Genomic DNA, 18,723 nt, shown 5'->3' with positions numbered 1-18,723 from the left:
GTCCTTAGCCTCTTGGCTCAATGCTGTCGGCCAGGATCGCCAGCACCAACTGCTGGAAATCCAAACCGGCCGCACGGGCTGCCATGGGGACCAGGCTGTGGTCGGTCATGCCCGGTGCAGTGTTGACTTCCAGGAACCAGAAATTCCCTTGGTCATCCTGCATCACGTCTGCCCGCGCCCAACCGGCGATACCCAGCGCCTCACAGGCTTTCGCCGTGAGGTCCATCAATTCCTGTTCTTTGCTTGCGTCAAGGCCGCACGGGATCCGGTACTGGGTATCGGAAGCCAGGTACTTGGCGTCGTAGTCGTAAAAGGTGTGGGGCGTGCCCAATGCGATAGGCGGCAAAACCTGACCACGCAGGGTGGCGATGGTGTACTCGGGACCGGAAATCCACTGTTCCACCAACACTTGCGAATCGTAGGTACTTGCCGCTTTCCATGCGTCGATCAATTCGGCGGCCGAGTTCACTTTAGCCATGCCGATACTGGAGCCTTCATGGGCAGGTTTGACGATCAAAGGCAGGCCCAGTTCCTTGGCTGCAGAAATACAATCGTCTTCGCTGCACAGAACGCTGTGACGCGGGGTTGGAATGCCCAGGCTGTGCCACACCTGCTTGGTGCGCAACTTGTCCATCGCCAGCGCCGAAGCCAGGATGCCGCTGCCGGTGTAAGGGATGCCAGCGCACTCCAGCAGCCCTTGCATGCTGCCGTCTTCACCGCCACGGCCGTGCAGGATGATGAAGGCGCGATCAATCTTCTCGGCCAGCAGGCGAGCGAGGAAGTCGTCGCCCACGTCGATGCCGAAGGCGTTTACGCCGGCGCTTTGCAGGGCTTCGAGCACAGCGTTGCCGGACTTGAGCGACACTTCACGTTCAGCGCTTTTGCCGCCGAACAACACCGCTACGCGGCCGAAGTCAGCGGGTGCGATTGTGGAAAACAGGGAGCCGTAGTCGTTGATCATTTCGACTTCCCCTTTGCGGCGGCAAACAGTGGGCTCGCCAGTAATTTAGGGGCAAGGCCACCAATGTCACCGGCGCCCTGGCACAGCAAAATGTCACCGGCCCGCAGCAACGGCTTGACGATCGGCGCCAGGTCCACACCACGCTCGATGTAGATCGGGTCCAACTGGCCACGCTGACGAATGCTGTTGCACAGCTTGCGGCTGTCAGCGCCCGGGATCGGTTCTTCACCGGCCGGGTACACCTCCATCAACAGCAGCACGTTGGCATCGGCCAATACATTGACGAAATCGTCGTACAGGTCGCGGGTACGGCTATAGCGGTGTGGCTGGTAGACCATCACCAGACGGCGCTCCGGCCAGCCACCGCGCACAGCCTTGATCACGGCGGCAACTTCGGTCGGGTGATGACCGTAGTCGTCCACCAGCATCACGTCACCACCTTCTACCGGCAGTTGGCCGTAGACCTGGAAGCGACGGCCCACGCCGGCAAAGCGCGACAGTCCTTCGACGATGGCTTCATCGCTGACGCCCTCGTCGGTGGCGATGCAGATGGTCGCCAGGGAGTTCAAGACGTTGTGATTGCCCGGCATGTTCACCGACACATCCAGCGGCTCGCGGTCGGGACGCAGCACGGTGAAGAAGGTTTGCATGCCTTCCTGACGCACATTGATGGCGCGCACGTCGGCGTCTTCGCTGAAGCCGTATGTCACGGTCGGACGTTTGACCAAGGGCAGGATTTCACGCACCACCGGATCGTCCAGGCACACCACGGCCAAACCGTAGAACGGCAGGTTGTGCAGGAACTCGACGAAGGTTTTCTTCAACTTGTTGAAGTCACCATCGTAGGTCGCCATGTGGTCTTCGTCGATGTTGGTGACGACAGCGACCAGCGGTTGCAGGTGCAGGAAGCTCGCGTCACTTTCATCGGCTTCAGCGATCAGGTAACGGCTGGTGCCCAGTTGTGCATTGGTGCCGGCTGCATTCAGGCGGCCACCGATCACGAACGTCGGGTCCAGGCCACCGGCCGCGAACACCGAGGCGATCAGGCTGGTAGTGGTGGTTTTGCCGTGGGTACCGGCGACGGCGATGCCGTGGCGATAACGCATCAGCTCGGCCAGCATCTCGGCGCGTGGCACCACGGGAATGCGGCGCTCCAGGGCAGTGGCCACTTCCGGGTTGGAGGTGTTCACGGCGCTGGATACCACCAGCACGTCGGCCTCGGCGGCGTTCTCGGCGCGGTGGCCGATGAAGATCTGTGCACCGAAGGTTTTCAGGCGATCGGTGACCGGCGACTCTTTCAAGTCAGAGCCGGACACCTGGTAGCCCAGGTTCAGCAACACTTCGGCAATACCGCACATGCCCACGCCGCCGATACCGACGAAGTGGATGCGACGGATGCGGCGCATTTCCGGTTGCGGCATGGCTTTCTGATTCTCAACCATGGGCCACCTCCAGGCAGATATCGACCACGGTGCGGGTTGCGTCAGGTTTGGCCAGGCGGCTTGCGGTGCTCGCCATGCTATTGAGTCGTTCCGGTTGCATCAAAACCTCAGTCAGGCGTGCGGCCAAATCGGCGGCGCCAGTCGTTCTTTGCGGCAGCAGGAAGGCAGCGCCCTCCCCGGCCAAATATTCGGCGTTGCGGGTCTGGTGATCGTCGATCGCGTGGGGCAAAGGCACCAGCAAGGACGGCAGACCGGCGGCAGCCAGTTCACTGACGGTCAGCGCACCGGAGCGGCAGACCACCAGGTCGGCCCAGCCATAGGCGTGGGCCATGTCTTTGATGAAGGGCTGTACGTTCGCCTCAACACCGGCTTCGCGATAACGCGTGGCGGTGACTTCACCGTGATCTTTGCCAGCCTGATGGAAGACTTCCGGGCGCAATTCCACAGGGAGTTGCGCCAAGGCTTCCGGCAGCAGTTTGTTCAAAGGCTCGGAGCCCAGGCTGCCGCCCATGACCAGCAGGTGCGGCTTGCGCCCTTGCAGTGCTTCACGGGCGATGTCCATAAACAGTTCGGTACGCACCGGGTTGCCGGTGGTACGCAGTTTGTCCGAAGCGCCAAAAGTCTTCGGGAACGCTTCACACACCCGCGCAGCCAACGGCACCAGCAGGCGATTGGCGGTACCGGCGACGGCGTTCTGTTCATGCACGATCACCGGCACACCGGCGAGCTTGGCGGCGACACCACCAGGGCCGGTTACATACCCACCAAAACCGAGCACACACACCGGCTTCAGCTCACGAATGACTTTGCGCGCCTGCCACACCGCCTTGAGCAACACGAACGGCGCCTTGAGCAGGGACAACTTGCCCTTGCCACGCAAGCCCGTGACGTTGATCAGGTGCAGTGGCAAACCGGCATTCGGCACCAATTCGTTTTCGATGCCACGCGGCGTGCCCAACCAGTGCACGGTGTAGCCACGGTTCTGGAATTCGCGTGCGCAAGCCAGGGCCGGGAACACATGGCCCCCGGTGCCGCCCGCCATGATCAGCACGTTAGCGCCCATGGGTCGGCTCCTCGGCGAAGTCGCTTTCGCTGAACTCCATCTCTTCGCTGCCCAGGTGGGTTCGACTCTCCCACTCGATGCGCAGCAACAAGCCCAGGCACGCGCAGCAGATCACCAACGAACTGCCGCCATAACTGAGGAACGGCAAGGTCAGGCCTTTGGTCGGCAGCAGACCGACGTTCACCCCGATGTTGATCAGGAACTGGCCGATCCACAGGAACGACAAGCCGTACGCCACATAGGCAGCGAAATACTGTTTGGCCTTCTCTGCCCACAGGCCGATGTACATGCCGCGCACACACACGAACACGAACAGTGCGACGGTGCACAGCGAACCGACCACGCCCAGCTCTTCGGCGAGTACCGAGAACACGAAGTCGGTGTGGGCTTCCGGCAGGTAGAACTGCTTCTGCACGCTGTTGCCCAGGCCCACGCCCAGCCACTCGCCGCGACCGAAGGCGATCAGCGCCTGGGTCAACTGGTAGCCGGAACCGAACTGGTCGGACCAGGGGTCGGTAAAGGTAATCAGACGTGCCATGCGGTAGGGTTGCGCCTGTACCAGGATGGTCACGGCCGCCACGGCCAGCACCACCATCAAGGTGAAGCGGAACAGGCCGACGCCACCCAGGAACAGCATCGCCGCCGCTGCCCCCATCATCACGACGGTGGCACCGAAGTCAGGCTCCATCAGCAACAGGCCTGCCATCGGCAACAGCACGATGAAAGGCTTGAAGAAGCCCATCCAGCTTTCGCGTACTTCTTTCTGGCGACGCACCAGGTAACCGGCCAGGTAGATCACCACGAACACCTTGGCGATTTCCGACGGCTGCACGTTGAACGCGCCGAAGCCGATCCAGCGCATCGAACCGTTCACCTCCCGGCCAATGCCGGGCAGGATAACCATGATCAGCAGGCCGAACGCACCGATCAGCATCAGCCAACCCAGGCGCTGCCAGGTGGCGATCGGGATCATCATGGTGACGATGCACGCGCCAAGGCCGATCACCAGGTACACCAGGTGACGGATCATCATGTACAGGGTGTTGCCCGACTGCACGGCCGCCACTTCGGACGAAGCCGAGGTGATCATCACCAGGCCCAGGCCCAACAGCGCCAGGCAACCGGCAAGCATCGGGAAGTCGAGGTCGATACCGCGCCCGGTGATGATCGGCGACGGGTACGGCTTGATGATGTTCCGGAAATTGATACTCATGCCAAGGCCTCCACGGCGGCGGCGAACAGCTGGCCGCGCTCTTCGTAGTTCTTGAACATGTCGAAACTGGCGCACGCCGGCGACAGCAACACCGCATCGCCCGGCTGGGCCAGGGCTTTGCATTGCGCGATGGCATCGTCCAGGGAGGTGGCGCGCACTTGCGGCACGGCATCGCCGAGGGCGGCGGCGATCAAATCGGAGTCGCGGCCCATCAGCACCACGGCGCGGCAATGCTCGGCAACCGGGCCTTTGAGGTCCTTGAAGTCGGCACCCTTGCCGTCGCCACCGGCGATCAGCACCAGCTTGCCTTCGATATCGGCGCCAAGGCCTTCGATGGCCGCCAGGGCAGCACCGACGTTGGTGGCCTTGGAATCGTTGTAATAGCTGACGCCGTCGAGATCACGCACCCACTGGCAGCGATGTTCGAGGCCGCCGAACGTGCGCAGGGCCGACAGCATGGCGTCGAACGACAGCCCGACAGCATGGCCCAGCGCCAGAGCTGCCAGGGCGTTGGACTGGTTATGGGCGCCACGGATTTTCAGCTCGCGCACCGGCATCAGGTTCTGGAATTCGAAGGCCAGGTATTTCTCGCCGTTCTCTTCGCGAATGCCAAAGGCTTTGAAGTCGGGTTTGCTCAGGCCGAAGGTCCAGCATGGCAGGCCCTCGCCCATCAGCGGACGGCTCAACGCGTCCTGACGGTTGACCACCACTTGCTTGGCGCCCCGGAAGATCCGGTGCTTGGCCAAGTGATAGGCCGGCAGGCCGCTATAGCGGTCCATGTGGTCTTCACTCACGTTCAACACGGTGGCCACTTCGGCACCGAGGTCGTGGGTGGTTTCCAGCTGGAAGCTCGACAGTTCCATCACGTAAAGCTCGACGTCGTCATTTAGCAGGTCCAGCGCCGGCGTGCCGAGGTTGCCGCCCACGGCGACGCGCTTGCCGGCCGCAGCCGCCATCTCGCCGACCAGGGTGGTCACGGTGCTTTTCGCGTTGGAACCGCTGATGGCCACGATCGGCGCCTGCGCGTTACGCGCGAACAGGTCGATGTCGCCCGACAGCTTCACGCCACGGGCAGCGGCGGCTTGCAGGGCCGGTGTCGCGATCGCCAGGCCGGGGCTCACGTAGAGCTCGTCGGCACGGCACAGAAACTCGACATCCAGCTCGCCACAACGCACTTCCACGTGCGGGTAGTCACGGCGCAGCGTGACCAGCTCCGGTGGATTTTCCCGCGTGTCGGCCACGGCAAACGGCTTGCCCCGGTTCGCCAGGAAGCGAACCAGGGACATGCCGCTCTTGCCGAGGCCGACAACGATGCGGAAGTGGTCTGAAGCGATCAGGGACACTCGTTTCTACCTCAGTTTCAGGGTGGCAAGGCCGATCAGCACCAGAATCACGGTGATGATCCAGAAGCGGACAATCACGCGCGGCTCGGGCCAGCCCTTGAGTTCAAAGTGGTGGTGAATCGGCGCCATGCGGAACACGCGGCGCCCGGTCAACTTGAAGGACGCCACCTGGATGACCACCGACAGGGTTTCCATCACGAACACACCGCCCATGATGAACAACACGATTTCCTGGCGAACGATCACGGCAATGGTGCCGAGGGCCGCACCCAGTGCCAGTGCGCCGACGTCACCCATGAAGACTTGTGCGGGATACGTGTTGAACCACAGGAAGCCCAGGCCCGCACCGATCAGCGCACCGCAGAACACAATCAGTTCACCCGCGCCCGGCACATACGGGATCAGCAGGTATTCAGCGAATTTCACGTTGCCCGACAGGTAGCAGAAGATGCCGAGCGCGCCGCCCACCATCACCGTCGGCATGATCGCCAGACCGTCGAGGCCATCGGTCAGATTGACCGCGTTGCTGGAGCCGACGATCACGAAGTAGGTCAGCACCACGAAGCCGACGCCCAGGGGAATGCTGGCGTCCTTGAGCATCGGGATGATCAGGGTGGTTTCGACCGCACTTGGTGCAGTGGTGTAGAGGAATATCGCAGCGCCGAGGCCGAACACCGACTGCCAGAAATACTTCCAGCGACTTGGCAGGCCTTTGGAGTTCTTTTCGATCACCTTGCGGTAGTCATCCACCCAGCCGATGGCGCCGAACAACAGGGTCACCAGCAACACGGTCCACACGTAGCGGTTGTGCAGGTCAGCCCAAAGCAAGGTGCTGATGCCGATGGACGACAGGATCAGCGCGCCGCCCATGGTCGGGGTGCCGGATTTGGACAGGTGCGACTGCGGGCCGTCATTACGAACCGATTGACCAATTTGCAGGTTCTGCAGGGTGCGGATCATCCACGGCCCCAGGAACAGCGACAAACACAGCGCGGTCAGCACACCCAGGATCCCGCGCAGGGTCAGGTACTGAAAGACCGCGAAGCCTTTGTGGAACTGTTGCAGATACTCAGCCAGCAGCAGCAGCATTAATGTTTCTCCGTACTTGAGCCACACAAGGCCGCGACGACGTTTTCCATCACCGCGCTGCGCGATCCCTTGATCAAAATGGTTGTGTGTTTGTCGTGTTCAGCCGCCGTCAGCGCCTGGATCAGCTCGGCCTGGGTCGCAAAATGACGGGCACCAGGGCCGAATACGCTGACGGCGTGCGCCATGTGCGGGCCGACGGCGTACAGCGCGTCGACTTTGCTAGCGGCGTAGGCGCCAACTTCGCGATGGGACTGTTCGGCCCACTCGCCCAGTTCGGCGATATCACCCAGTACCAAAACCTTGCGGCCGTCGAAGCTTTTGAGCAGGTCGATGGCGGCGCAGATGGAGGACTGGTTGGCGTTATAGGTGTCGTCGATCACGCGCATGCCGTTGCTGGCCAACTGCGCCACGGTGCGCCCTTTGACCGGCTGTACCGCGCCCAGGCCCGTGGCGATTCCGAACAGCGACACGCCCAGGGCGTAAGCGGCGGCGGCAGCAGCCAAGGCATTGGCGACGTTATGGTTGCCCAGCAGGTTCAACTGCACGTGTTCGTTGCCTTGCGGGGTGTGCAAGGTAAAGGACGGGCAGCCACGCGCATCAACAGTAATGTTGGAAGCATGGAAATCTGCCGCGGCGTTGAGCACGGCAAACGTCAGGACCTTGCGCCCGGCGGCACGTACACGCCAGGTTTCGAAGGCCTTGTCGTCGAGATTCAACACAGCGGTGCCCGAGGCATCGAGGCCTTCAAGGATTTCGCCCTTGGCTTCGACGATTTTCTCCGGGCCACCGAACTCGCCAACGTGGGCGGTCCCGGCGTTGTTGATGATCGCCACGTGGGGTTTGGTCAGCGCTACGGTGTAAGCGATTTCGCCAACGCGCGATGCGCCCAGTTCGATCACGGCCGCCGTGTGTTCCGGGGCCAGTTCAAGCAGGGTCAGCGGAGCGCCGAAATCATTGTTCAGGTTGCCACGGGTCGCGAGGACCGGGCCGCGCGTGCGCAATACGCCGGCGAGCAGTTCCTTGACCGTGGTCTTGCCGCTGGAGCCGGTAATGGCTGCAACGGGCTTGTCAAAGGCCGCACGGTTCAGCGCACCCAGTTGGCCCAGCGCCAGGCGTGTGTCGGCGACCAGCAACTGCGGCAACGTTGAATCAGGCACTTCGCGCTGCACCAACGCACCGACGGCACCTTTGGCAGCGACATCATTCAGGTAGTCGTGACCATCGAAACGCGGGCCCGCCAGGGCAACAAACAACTGCCCAGGTTTGATGGCGCGGCTGTCGATACTGACACCGTCGAAGCTGCAATCGCTCGACAGCACACGGGCCGACAGGGCCTGGGTCAGTTCGCTGAATGTCATCGCTTTAAGCATGGGCGACCTCCCAGGCGGTCAAGGCGTGATCGGCCTCGACCAGATCGGAGAAGGCGTGGCGCTCGCCGTTGATTTCCTGATAGTCCTCGTGACCTTTACCGGCCAACACCACCACGTCGTCAGCACCGGCGCTGGCGATCAATTGTGCGATGGCTGCACCGCGACCGGCGACAAACGTGGCCATGGACACGTCTTTGAAGCCGACACGGATGTCGTCGAAAATCTGGCTCGGGTCTTCACTGCGGGGGTTGTCGTCGGTGACGAGCACGCCATCGGCCAGGCGTTCGACAATCTCGGCCATCAACGGGCGTTTGCCGCGGTCGCGATCACCGCCGCAACCGAACAGGCACAGCAGTTTGCCCTTGGCATGTGGGCGCAGGGCGACCAGGACTTTTTCCAGGGCATCCGGCGTGTGGGCGTAATCGACCACCACCAGCGGCTGCTTGCCGCCGCCCAGACGCTGCATGCGACCGACCGGGCCTTCCAGCTTCGGCAGTACACGCAGGATTTCGTCGAGGGCGTAATCCAGGCCGAGCAAGGCACCGACGGCCGCCAGGGTATTGCTCAGGTTGAAACGACCGAGCAGGCTGCTGCGCAGATGATGCTCGCCCTGCGGCGTCACCAGTGTGGCGCGCACGCCTTCATCATTGAAGTGGGCTTCGCGGCAATACAGGTACGCGCTGGAATCCTCCAGGCTGTAGCTGATCAGGCGCGATTCACGGTCTTCGGCAGCCAGTTGGCGGCCGAACGCATCATCCAGGTTTACCACGCGGCACTTGAGGTCGTTCCAGGCAAACAGCTTGGCCTTTTCAGCAGCGTAGGCTTCCATGGTGCCGTGGTAGTCGAGGTGATCGCGGGACAGGTTGGTCATCACCGCCACATCAAACGCCAACGCAGCCACGCGGCCCTGGTGTAAACCGTGGGACGACACTTCCATGGCAACCGCCTTGGCACCGGCCTTTTTCAGGTCGGCCAGGGTCGCTTGCACGGCGATTGGATTCGGCGTGGTGTGCAGGCCGCTTTGCAGCGCGCCGTAGAAACCGGTGCCCAGTGTGCCGACGATGCCACAGTGCTGACCCAGCAGGTCAAGCGCCTGGGCAATCAGTTGAGTCACGCTGGTCTTGCCGTTGGTGCCGGTGACACCGACCAGATTGACGTGTCGACTCGGATCACCATAGAAACGCCCGGCGATATCCGAAAGTTGCTTGGACAAGCCTTTGACCGGAATCAACGGCACGTCGGTGATCGGCAGCACAGTAGCGCCTTCCACTTCATAAGCCACGGCGGCCGCACCGCGTTGCAACGCATCCGCGATATGCGCGCGACCATCGAATTTACCGCCAGGCACGGCCAGGAACAGGTCACCGGCACGCACATTGCGGCTATCCAGACTCAATTCGCGAATCAGCAGATCGCGACCGGCGTGGGCAAAAATCTTGTTCAGGCTAAGAGACATCAGCCGCGCCCTCCATTGGCTTTTACGGCAGCGGCCGGTGGTCCGGCGTTCGCTTGTTGGGTCGGCGGCAGGTTGTCCGGCGTGATGTTCATCAGGCGCAGGGTGCCGGACATCACTTTGCTGAACACCGGCGCCGATACCAGGCCACCGAAGTAACCGGCTTTGCTCGGCTCATCAATCACAACGACGATGGCGTAGCGTGGATCGCTCATCGGGCCGAAGCCGGCGAACAGTGAACGGTAGGAGTTTTCGGCGTAGCCCTTGGTGCCCACCGAGGTTTTACGCGCAGTACCCGACTTGCCTGCCACGTGATACGCCGGCACCTGGGCACGGAATACGCCGCGCGGTGCTTCGATCACTTGTTGCAGCATGCCTTGCATGGTCTTGGCGACGTTTTCCGGAATCACCTGGGTGGCTTTCGGCGCTTCGTCGACGTGGATCAGGCTCAGCGGAACCATCCGGCCATTATTCGCCAATACAGAGAAAGCGTGGGCCAGTTGGATCGCGGTCACCGACAGGCCGTAACCGTAGGAAAGTGTGGCGGTCTCGGCCTTTTTCCAGTCGCGGTAGTTCGGCAGGTTACCTACACGCTCGCCTGGGAAATCCAGGCCGGTAGGCTGGCCCAGACCGATCTTCTGCGCCAGGTGGTAGATGGTTTCGCCACCGATATCGAAGGCGACCTTACTCATGCCCACGTTACTGGAGTTGATCAGGATACCTGTCAGATCCAGCACCGGACCTTCGGTACGCGACACGTCACGAATGGTGTATTTGCCCAACTGCAAGGTGCCTGGATACACCTCGACCTTGTCGCTGGGCTTCCAGCGTCCGGTTTCGAGGGCGGCACTCATGGAGATGGCTTTCATGGTCGAACCCGGTTCGAACACGTCGATCATCGCGCGGTTGCGCATCATCGCCGGCTGCAGGTTGCGACGGTTATTCGGGTTATAGGTCGGCTGGTTGACCATGGCGAGGATCTCGCCGGTCTTCACGTCCATGATCACCAGGCTGCCGGCCTTGGCGCCGTTCTCGATGATCGCGTTACGCAGCTCGCGGTTGGCCAGGTATTGCAGGCGCAAGTCAATCGACAACGCCAAGGGCTTACCGGCCTTGGCGTTTTTGGTGACTTGGACATCCTTGATCAGTCTGCCACGCCGATCCTTGATGACTTGTCGTTTGCCGGGAACCCCGGCGAGCCATTCATCGTAGGCGAGTTCCACGCCTTCGCGGCCATGGTCATCGATGTCGGTGAAGCCGACCATATGCGCAGTGGTTTCACCCGCCGGGTAGAAACGACGGAATTCCTCGATGCCGTAGACACCGGGGACTTTAAGGTCGAGCACTTGCTGGCCTTGTTCAGGGGTCAGCCCGCGAACCAGGTAGATAAACTCTTTATTGGCCTGGGCTTCCAGGCGCTCAGCCAAGGCTTTCGGGTCTTGTCCCAACGCAGAGGCAAGGGCCGGCCAACGATCCTTGGCGACCTGCAATTCCTTTGCGTTCGCCCACAGGGTGGTCACCGGGGTACTAACGGCCAAGGGCTCGCCGTTGCGGTCGGTGATCAGGCCGCGGTGTGCAGGAATCGGGATATGACGCAAGCTACGGGCGTTACCCTCGCCGATCAGGAAGTCACGGTCGACCACTTGCAGGTCGATGATCCGCCAGGCAATCGCACCCACCATCAATGCCAGCAAGCCGAGCATCAGGCGGAAGCGCCAGGGGTAGAGTGCGCCCTCAAGTTTCATCATGGCGCCACCATGCGGACTTCAGCCGCGCCAGGAATGTGCATTTTCAGCTGTTCGGTGGCCAGCACTTCGATACGGCTATGGGCCGTCCAGGTGCTTTGCTCCAGGATCAACCGGCCCCACTCCGCTTGTGCCTTGTCACGCACACTCAGTTCCCCGTACAGGGTATTGAGCAGTTGACGGTTGTAGTGGGCGCTGTAGGACACCGCAATCGCGGAAACCAGCACACCGACAAACAGCAGCATCATAAAGAAGCTGCCGCCCGGGAGGGGCTTGGCAAAAAGCTTGCTCACCGCAGCTTCTCGGCAACGCGCATGACGGCGCTGCGGGAACGTGGGTTGGCCTTGAGTTCGGCTTCGGAAGCGAACTGCGCTTTGCCATGGATTTTGATTTTCGGCACAAAGGCTTCGAAACGTACCGGCAGGTTGCGCGGCAGGTTGTCGGACTCACCCTTGACCAGGCGACGCATGAACAGTTTGACGATGCGGTCTTCCAGGGAGTGGAAGCTGATCACCACCAGGCGACCGCCCACTTCCAGCGCTTCGAGGGCAGCCTCAAGGCCAGCCTCCAAGTCACCCAATTCGTTGTTGACGTGAATGCGCAGGCCCTGGAACGCACGGGTCGCTGGGTTCTTGCCTTTTTCCCATGCCGGGTTGGCGACTTTCAGCACTTCGGCCAGATCAGCGGTGCGTTCGAACGGCTGGATTTCACGACGTTCGACCACGGCACGGGCCATACGGCCGGCGAAGCGCTCTTCACCGTATTCCTTGAACACGCGGGTGATTTCTTCATGGGGTGCGGTCGCAATGAACTCCGCTGCGCTGATGCCCCGAGTCGGGTCCATGCGCATATCGAGCGGGCCATCGTTCATGAAACTGAAGCCGCGCTCCGGGTCGTCGAGCTGTGGCGAAGACACACCCAGGTCGAGCAGAACCCCAGCCACCTTGCCCGCCATGCCACGCTCGGCGACTTCGGCGCCCAGCTCGGCAAAGCTGCGCTGCACAACGACAAAGCGGCCGTCTTCGGCCGCTAGCGCTTGCCCGGTGGCAATCGCTTGAGGGTCTTTGTCGAACCCGAGGAGTTTGCCGTCGGACCCGAGCTGGCTGAGTATCAACCGGCTATGCCCGCCTCTGCCGAAGGTGCCATCCAAATAGCAGCCATCCGCGCGTACGGCGAGAGCCTCAACGGCTTCGTCAAGCAGTACGGTGATGTGGTTAAAGCCGCTATCAATAGTCACAGGATCAAATCACGCAGTTCATCAGGCATAGCGCCCGGTTGTTGAATAGCAGCCAGGTCAGCTGCAGAAACAGCATCCCAGGCATCTTCGTCCCACAATTGGAACTTGTTCAGTTGGCCGACCAGCATTGCGCGCTTGTCCAGCTTGGCGTACTCGCGCAGACGCGGAGGCACCAGGAAACGCCCGCTGCCATCCAACTCGAGGTCGACGGCATTACCGATCAGCAAACGCTGCAGGCGGCGGTTCTCTTCACGCAATGAAGGCAAGGCGCGCAATTTGGTTTCAATCAACTCCCACTCATCGAGGGGGTAAACACATAAACAAGGGTCAACGGCATCGATCGTGATGATCAACTGTCCAGAACTTCGCGAAATGAGCTCGTCACGATACCGGCTCGGCATGGCGAGACGGCCTTTTGCGTCGAGACTGATAGCGTTAGCTCCGCGAAACACAGATGCGTTTCTCCAAATTTTAGCGTTTTACGTTCAAAAAACCCACTTTGTGCCACTTTCCGCCACTTGCGCACACTATAGGAATGCGCCCACCACACCGTCAAGGCGCGGATTCAAGGAAAAGCCTTACAGAACGGAGATTTAGGAGCGTAAAGGGAGGAGAAACCAGAGTTCGGCGATGTTTTTGGCCCAACAAGCGCAAATAGCTCAAAGAGCTATAGCTCGAAGTTAAAGTAATTTATTAAGAGTAAGATTTTTTTGGTATTACGAAGATGCATCTGCCAATGATTCGGCAGGGAGGGATTCTTGCGTTACTACCGGTTTTCTGCCCGAGATTCGGACAGAAGGAAAAAGGTGGAGAGTCGATCTGTAAGCCGGGTTCTGTCTTGAACAGTCATTCGTCTACGATGGCCATCACTGGACATCTTTAGCAACCTACCCGGTCCCAGCGCGGGCCACGCCTTGGGACCCTATTTGGTCTTGCTCCAAGTGGGGTTTACCTAGCCACGAACTGTTGCCAGTCGTGCGGTGCGCTCTTACCGCACCTTTTCACCCTTACCGGCACCGAAATGCTTAGGCGGTTATTTTCTGTGGCACTTTCCGTAGGCTCACGCCTCCCAGGCATTACCTGGCACTTCGCCCTATGGAGCCCGGACTTTCCTCCCCCCCCTAATTTTCATAGAGGGCAGCGACTGTCCAATCGACTCTCCGCCGCGCAGGTTAACGGCACGGCGGACTTAGGACAAGTAATAAAAGTTCAGAATTGCCATCACGTTCAGACGGAATACAGGTTTAACGCCGGAACTATTCCGCTTTCTGCTTATCCAGCGCTGCTTGATACAAGAGATTCTTGCGCACGCCGGTAATTTCCGCCGCCAGGGCCGCAGCCCGCTTGAGCGGCATCTCCTTGAGCAGCAGGTCCAGGATGCGCATGGCCTCGCTGCCCACCGCGTCTTCATCCTCAGGCGCCGTCCAGCCCGCCACCAGCACCACACACTCGCCGCGCTGCTGGTTGCTGTCGCCCTCGACGAACCCACGCAGCTCTTCCAAAGGCAGGCCCTTGAGGGTCTCGAAGGTCTTGGTCAGCTCTCGCGCCAGCAAGGCCAGGCGTTCGCCGCCGAACACCAGCTCCATGTCCTGCAGGCATTCAAGGATGCGATGCGGGGCTTCATAGAAGATCAAGGTGCGGGGTTCTTCTTTCAGCGCCTGAAGGCGTGCGCGACGCCCAACAGCCTTGGCCGGCAGGAAACCTTCAAAGATGAAACGGTCGGACGGCAGGCCCGCCGCCGACAATGCAGCGATCAGCGCGCACGCTCCCGGAACAGGCACTACATTGATACCAGCGGCTCGCGCCTGGCGTACCAAGTGGTAGCCGGGATCGGAGATCAGCGGCGTGCCCGCGTCGGAGATCAACGCTACATCGTCGCCGGCCAGCAGGCGCACGATGAAGCGACTGCCTTCCTCGCGCTCGTTGTGCTCATGGCAAGCCGCTAATGGCGTGCTGATACCAAAATGCTGCATTAACCGCTGGGAGTGCCGCGTGTCTTCAGCCGCGATCAATTTAACCTCGCGCAACACTTTCAATGCCCGGGCACTGATGTCGTCCAGGTTGCCAATGGGCGTCGCCACGACAAAAAGCGAGCCTGCAGTGGAATTCAAAGGACCTGGAGCAGTCAAAACGCACACCTCGATGGTTGGCAAAAGCGACATTGTAGCGCGTAGGCGCCTGGAAAATATGCCATCACGGCCGATGCCTTTTCAGCCGTTTAACGCCCGTTGCAACATTTGCACGACCTAAATCGACGGTTTCACGCCAGTAACATCGCGCCTGGGCCAGTGCTTGGGTACAATTCCACGCTAATTTGATCGGTATCAGGAACACTTACATGATCGCTTGCCTGCGGCTGCTCTCCGCCCTCTGCCTCGCTGCCTTATTGGCCGCGTGTGCCAGCTCGCCCTCGTCCAGCCTTGGCGACCTTCCACGGACCCCGGACGCCAGTATCGAGCAACTGCTCGAACAGGCCACCACCGCCAAGACGCCAGAAAAGGCCGCGCTGCTGCGCCTGAGTGCGGCAGACATGGCCTATAAACAGAACAACCCTGGCCGCTCGTCGCAGATTCTTGCTCAGGTGCCCTTGGATGTCCTCAAGCCCGCCGCGCAAGTGTTTGCCAGCACCCTGGCCGCCGAACTGGCCATGGCGCGCAACCAGCCCAAGGCCGCGTTGAGCGCCCTGAACCACCCGAGCCTGCAAAACCTGAAGGACCTGCCGCCTGAACAGCAACTGCGCACCGGCAGCGTGCACGCCCGCGCCTATGAGGCCGATGGCCAGACCTTGGCCGCCGCGCGCGAACGTGTCGCCATGGCCCCACTGCTCACAGGCGATGCCGCCAAAAACAACCACGAAGCCATCTGGGTACTGATTGCCGCCCTGCCGGCTGAACAGCTGCAAGCCAGCGGCAACCCGACGCTCGACGGCTGGATCACCCTGGCACAGGCGGTCAAAGGCGCCGGCACGCTGGAGCAACAACAGGCTGCCATCGATACCTGGCGTGCACAGAACCCGAGCCATCCGGCCGCGGTGCAATTGCCGACGCCACTGACCAAGCTCAAGGAGCTGGCGAGCCAGCCCCTGACCAAGATCGCCCTGCTGCTGCCACAGGACGGCCCGCTGGCTTCCGTTGGCAAGGCGCTGCGCGAAGGTTTCATGGCTGCGCACTACCAGGCTGAACAAGCTGGGCAGAAGCCGCCGGTGATCGAGTTCTATGACAGCTCGCGCCTCAATTCCCTCGACGACTTCTACGCCAAGGCCCAGGCTGCCGGCGTGCAACTGGTGGTCGGCCCGCTGGAGAAGCCGCTGGTCAAACAGCTCAGCGCACGCCCGCAGTTGCCGATCACCACCCTGGCGCTGAACTACAGCGAGACCGATCGTAGCCCGGCGCAATTGTTCCAGTTCGGCCTGGCCGCAGAAGACGAAGCCCGCGAAGTATCGCGCCGCGCCCGTGCCGATGGCCTGCATCGTGCGGCTGCAATGGTGCCCCGTGGCGAATGGGGCGAGCGTGTCTACAAGGCCTTCCGCCAGGACTGGGAAGCCAATGGCGGCCAGGTCATGGGGGTTGAATATGTCGATCAGCCCGTTGCCCTCGCCCAGCAAATTGCCGATCTGTTCCAACTGCGCAAAAGCGAAGGGCGCGCCAAGAGCCTGCAAAGCACCGTCGGCACCGACGTCGCTGCGCAACCTTCGCGTCGCCAGGACATCGAGTTCATCTTCCTGGCCGTGACCCCGCAACTGGCCCAGCAGATCAAGCCGACCCTGAACTTCCAGTATGCTGGCGATGTGCCGGTGTACGCCACGTCCCACGTGTTCAGCGCCAGCGGCGACAAGAACCAGTACCTGGACATGACCAACGTGATGTTCTGCGAAACCCCTTGGCTGCTCAACACCACCGACCCGCTGCGCAACCAGGTTGCCGCACAATGGCCGCAAGCCAATGGCAGCCTCGGCCGCCTGTACGCAATGGGCGTCGATGCCTACCGCCTGGCGCCGCGCCTTGGGCAACTCAAGGCACTGCCGGACACCCGTGTTGACGGTCTGTCGGGTAACCTGGGCATCAGCGCCAACCAGCGCGTTGATCGCCAGATGCCATGGGCCAAGTTTGTCGGCGGCGAGGTCCAGCGCCTGCCGGATACCCCGCGCTGATGCCCGAGCGGTCCAGCGCACAAAGCGGCAAGGATGCCGAACTACAAGCTCTGAAACACTTGCAACAACAGGGTCTGCGCCTGCTGGCGCAGAACTGGTTGTGTAAACGCGGCGAGCTTGATCTGGTCATGCTTGACGGCGATACAGTAGTATTCGTCGAAGTCCGCTACAGAAAACACGCACAATGGGGTGGCGCGCTCGCCAGTATTGACGGGCGCAAGCGTCAAAAGCTGATACTCGCCGCGCAGTTTTTCCTGCAGAAAGAGCATCGCTGGACCGACGCCCCCTGCCGTTTCGATGTGGTTGCCATAGAAAGCACACCGTCTGGTCAGGCTGATCTGAACTGGCTCAAAGATGCCTTCGACAGCTGATTCGCCGGACATCTTCACCACACACTTTTGCTCTTTGCTTTGCGGGCTGCACATTCCTGTGCCAAACAGCCGCGCCACTTAAGGTCACACAGATGGACATGCAATCCCGAATTCGCCAGCTTTTCCAGGCCAGCATCGACACCAAGCAACAGGCGATGGACGTACTTGCACCGCACATCGAGCAAGCCAGTCAGGTCATGGTCAATGCCTTGCTCAACGAGGGCAAAATGCTTTCGTGCGGCAACGGCGGTTCGGCCGGCGATGCCCAGCATTTCTCATCCGAGCTGCTCAACCGCTTCGAGCGTGAGCGCCCGAGCCTGCCAGCCATTGCCTTGACCACTGACTCGTCGACGATCACCTCGATCGCCAACGACTACAGCTACAACGAAATCTTCTCCAAGCAGATCCGCGCCCTGGGCCAACCAGGCGATGTGCTGCTGGCGATTTCTACCAGCGGCAACTCGGCGAATATTATTCAGGCGATCCAGGCCGCACATGATCGCGAAATGATTGTCGTAGCATTGACCGGGCGCGATGGCGGCGGCATGGCTTCGCTGCTGTTGCCTGAAGACGTGGAGATCCGTGTCCCGGCCAATGTCACCGCACGTATCCAAGAAGTCCACCTGCTGGCGATCCACTGCCTGTGCGATCTGATCGACAGCCAACTGTTTGGGAGTGAAGAATGACCGTTAACCGCCTCAGCCTTTTGGCCATCACCCTGTGCCTCGCTATCAGCGGCTGCAGCACGGCCATCACTGCAACACGCGACACCCCTATTCAGGATGACAAGGGCACCCGTACCTTCGGCAGCAAGATCGATGACTCACTGATCGAAACCAAGGTTGAGGTCAACGTCGCCAAGGCCGCTACCGACCTGGGCAACGGCGCCTCGCGCATTGTGGTTACCAGCTTCAACGGCGTCGTGCTGCTCGCCGGCCAGACGCCACGTGCCGACCTCAAGGCCCAGGCCGAACAAGCCGCCGCCGCTGTACAGCGCGTGAAGAAGGTCCACAACGAACTGCAAGTGATGGACCCGATCACCCTGCTGGCCATCAGCAACGACGCGCTGCTGACCACCAAGATCAAGGCACAGATGCTCACCGATAACGCGATCCCAGGTTCGCGCATCAAGGTCGTGACCGACAACGGCATCGTCTACCTGATGGGCCTGCTCACCCAGGCCGAAGCCACTCGCGCAGCCAACTTGGTGCAGGGTGTGTCCGGGGTACAGAAAATCGTGAAGGTGTTCGAGTACATCGACTGACCGAAACGACAGCCACGAAAAA

The 18,723-nt window shown here is 61.1% G+C and carries 17 protein-coding genes and 1 other RNA gene; 4 read left to right on the top strand and 14 right to left on the bottom strand.

Annotated features, from left to right (window positions below):
- Positions 1–4 precede the first annotated feature (4 nt).
- From HX793_RS05770 to rsmI, 14 genes are all read right to left on the bottom strand, one after another.
- Positions 5–961 carry a D-alanine--D-alanine ligase gene (locus HX793_RS05770; RefSeq protein WP_177002439.1) on the bottom strand — a complete coding sequence of 319 codons (957 nt, stop codon included), beginning with the start codon at positions 959–961 and terminating at the stop codon, positions 5–7.
- Positions 958–2,403, bottom strand: coding sequence for a UDP-N-acetylmuramate--L-alanine ligase (gene murC / locus HX793_RS05765; protein ID WP_016974961.1), 1,446 nt, complete (start codon positions 2,401–2,403; stop codon positions 958–960). The genes HX793_RS05770 and murC overlap by 4 nt, the downstream gene beginning before the upstream one ends.
- Positions 2,396–3,466, bottom strand: coding sequence for an undecaprenyldiphospho-muramoylpentapeptide beta-N-acetylglucosaminyltransferase (murG, locus tag HX793_RS05760; protein WP_133074626.1), 1,071 nt, complete (start codon positions 3,464–3,466; stop codon positions 2,396–2,398). Before murG ends, murC begins: the two co-directional genes overlap by 8 nt.
- Entirely contained in the window at positions 3,456–4,679 is a 1,224-nt protein-coding gene (ftsW, locus tag HX793_RS05755) for a putative lipid II flippase FtsW (protein WP_016974959.1), read from the bottom strand. Before ftsW ends, murG begins: the two co-directional genes overlap by 11 nt.
- Entirely contained in the window at positions 4,676–6,022 is a 1,347-nt protein-coding gene (gene murD / locus HX793_RS05750; protein ID WP_177058634.1) for a UDP-N-acetylmuramoyl-L-alanine--D-glutamate ligase, read from the bottom strand. The genes ftsW and murD overlap by 4 nt, the downstream gene beginning before the upstream one ends.
- A 6-nt stretch (positions 6,023–6,028) precedes the next feature.
- Positions 6,029–7,111, bottom strand: coding sequence for a phospho-N-acetylmuramoyl-pentapeptide-transferase (gene mraY / locus HX793_RS05745; protein WP_028618893.1), 1,083 nt, complete (start codon positions 7,109–7,111; stop codon positions 6,029–6,031).
- Positions 7,111–8,481, bottom strand: a complete 1,371-nt coding sequence (locus HX793_RS05740) for a UDP-N-acetylmuramoyl-tripeptide--D-alanyl-D-alanine ligase (protein WP_177050211.1) — start codon at positions 8,479–8,481, stop codon at positions 7,111–7,113. Before HX793_RS05740 ends, mraY begins: the two co-directional genes overlap by 1 nt.
- Positions 8,474–9,937, bottom strand: a complete 1,464-nt coding sequence (locus HX793_RS05735) for a UDP-N-acetylmuramoyl-L-alanyl-D-glutamate--2,6-diaminopimelate ligase (RefSeq protein ID WP_177094939.1) — start codon at positions 9,935–9,937, stop codon at positions 8,474–8,476. Before HX793_RS05735 ends, HX793_RS05740 begins: the two co-directional genes overlap by 8 nt.
- Entirely contained in the window at positions 9,937–11,679 is a 1,743-nt protein-coding gene (locus tag HX793_RS05730; protein WP_017738701.1) for a peptidoglycan D,D-transpeptidase FtsI family protein, read from the bottom strand. The genes HX793_RS05735 and HX793_RS05730 overlap by 1 nt, the downstream gene beginning before the upstream one ends.
- Positions 11,679–11,972: a cell division protein FtsL gene (gene ftsL / locus HX793_RS05725; protein WP_016974953.1), complete on the bottom strand. Its 294-nt coding sequence runs from the start codon at positions 11,970–11,972 to the stop codon at positions 11,679–11,681. The genes HX793_RS05730 and ftsL overlap by 1 nt, the downstream gene beginning before the upstream one ends.
- Entirely contained in the window at positions 11,969–12,916 is a 948-nt protein-coding gene (rsmH, locus tag HX793_RS05720) for a 16S rRNA (cytosine(1402)-N(4))-methyltransferase RsmH (RefSeq protein ID WP_016974952.1), read from the bottom strand. The genes ftsL and rsmH overlap by 4 nt, the downstream gene beginning before the upstream one ends.
- A complete protein-coding gene (gene mraZ / locus HX793_RS05715; RefSeq protein WP_003171868.1) occupies positions 12,913–13,368 on the bottom strand; it encodes a division/cell wall cluster transcriptional repressor MraZ in 456 nt (151 codons plus the stop codon). The genes rsmH and mraZ overlap by 4 nt, the downstream gene beginning before the upstream one ends.
- 354 nt (positions 13,369–13,722) lie before the next feature.
- Positions 13,723–14,076, bottom strand: an RNA gene (gene rnpB / locus HX793_RS05710) — RNase P RNA component class A.
- Positions 14,077–14,172: 96 nt separating this feature from the next.
- Complete coding sequence (rsmI, locus tag HX793_RS05705) at positions 14,173–15,078, bottom strand: 16S rRNA (cytidine(1402)-2'-O)-methyltransferase (RefSeq protein WP_016974951.1); 906 nt, start codon at positions 15,076–15,078, stop codon at positions 14,173–14,175.
- 176 nt (positions 15,079–15,254) lie between these two features.
- Here rsmI and HX793_RS05700 point away from each other — a divergent pair, with 176 nt between their 5' ends.
- From HX793_RS05700 to HX793_RS05685, 4 genes are all read left to right on the top strand, one after another.
- Complete coding sequence (locus HX793_RS05700; RefSeq protein WP_177050215.1) at positions 15,255–17,066, top strand: penicillin-binding protein activator; 1,812 nt, start codon at positions 15,255–15,257, stop codon at positions 17,064–17,066.
- A complete protein-coding gene (locus HX793_RS05695; protein ID WP_016974949.1) occupies positions 17,066–17,437 on the top strand; it encodes a YraN family protein in 372 nt (123 codons plus the stop codon). Before HX793_RS05700 ends, HX793_RS05695 begins: the two co-directional genes overlap by 1 nt.
- A 92-nt stretch (positions 17,438–17,529) precedes the next feature.
- Entirely contained in the window at positions 17,530–18,123 is a 594-nt protein-coding gene (locus tag HX793_RS05690; protein ID WP_007904374.1) for a phosphoheptose isomerase, read from the top strand.
- The gene (locus tag HX793_RS05685; RefSeq protein WP_016974948.1) at positions 18,120–18,701 is read left to right on the top strand and encodes a BON domain-containing protein; all 582 of its coding nucleotides are present in this window, start codon (positions 18,120–18,122) and stop codon (positions 18,699–18,701) included. The genes HX793_RS05690 and HX793_RS05685 overlap by 4 nt, the downstream gene beginning before the upstream one ends.
- Positions 18,702–18,723 lie beyond the last annotated feature (22 nt).

Origin of the sequence: Pseudomonas reactans (assembly GCF_013387025.1) — a bacterium.
Lineage (GTDB): Bacteria > Pseudomonadota > Gammaproteobacteria > Pseudomonadales > Pseudomonadaceae > Aquipseudomonas > Aquipseudomonas reactans.
The sequence above is the reverse complement of the archived record's forward strand: the minus strand, read 5'-3'. Positions and strand labels throughout refer to the sequence as shown.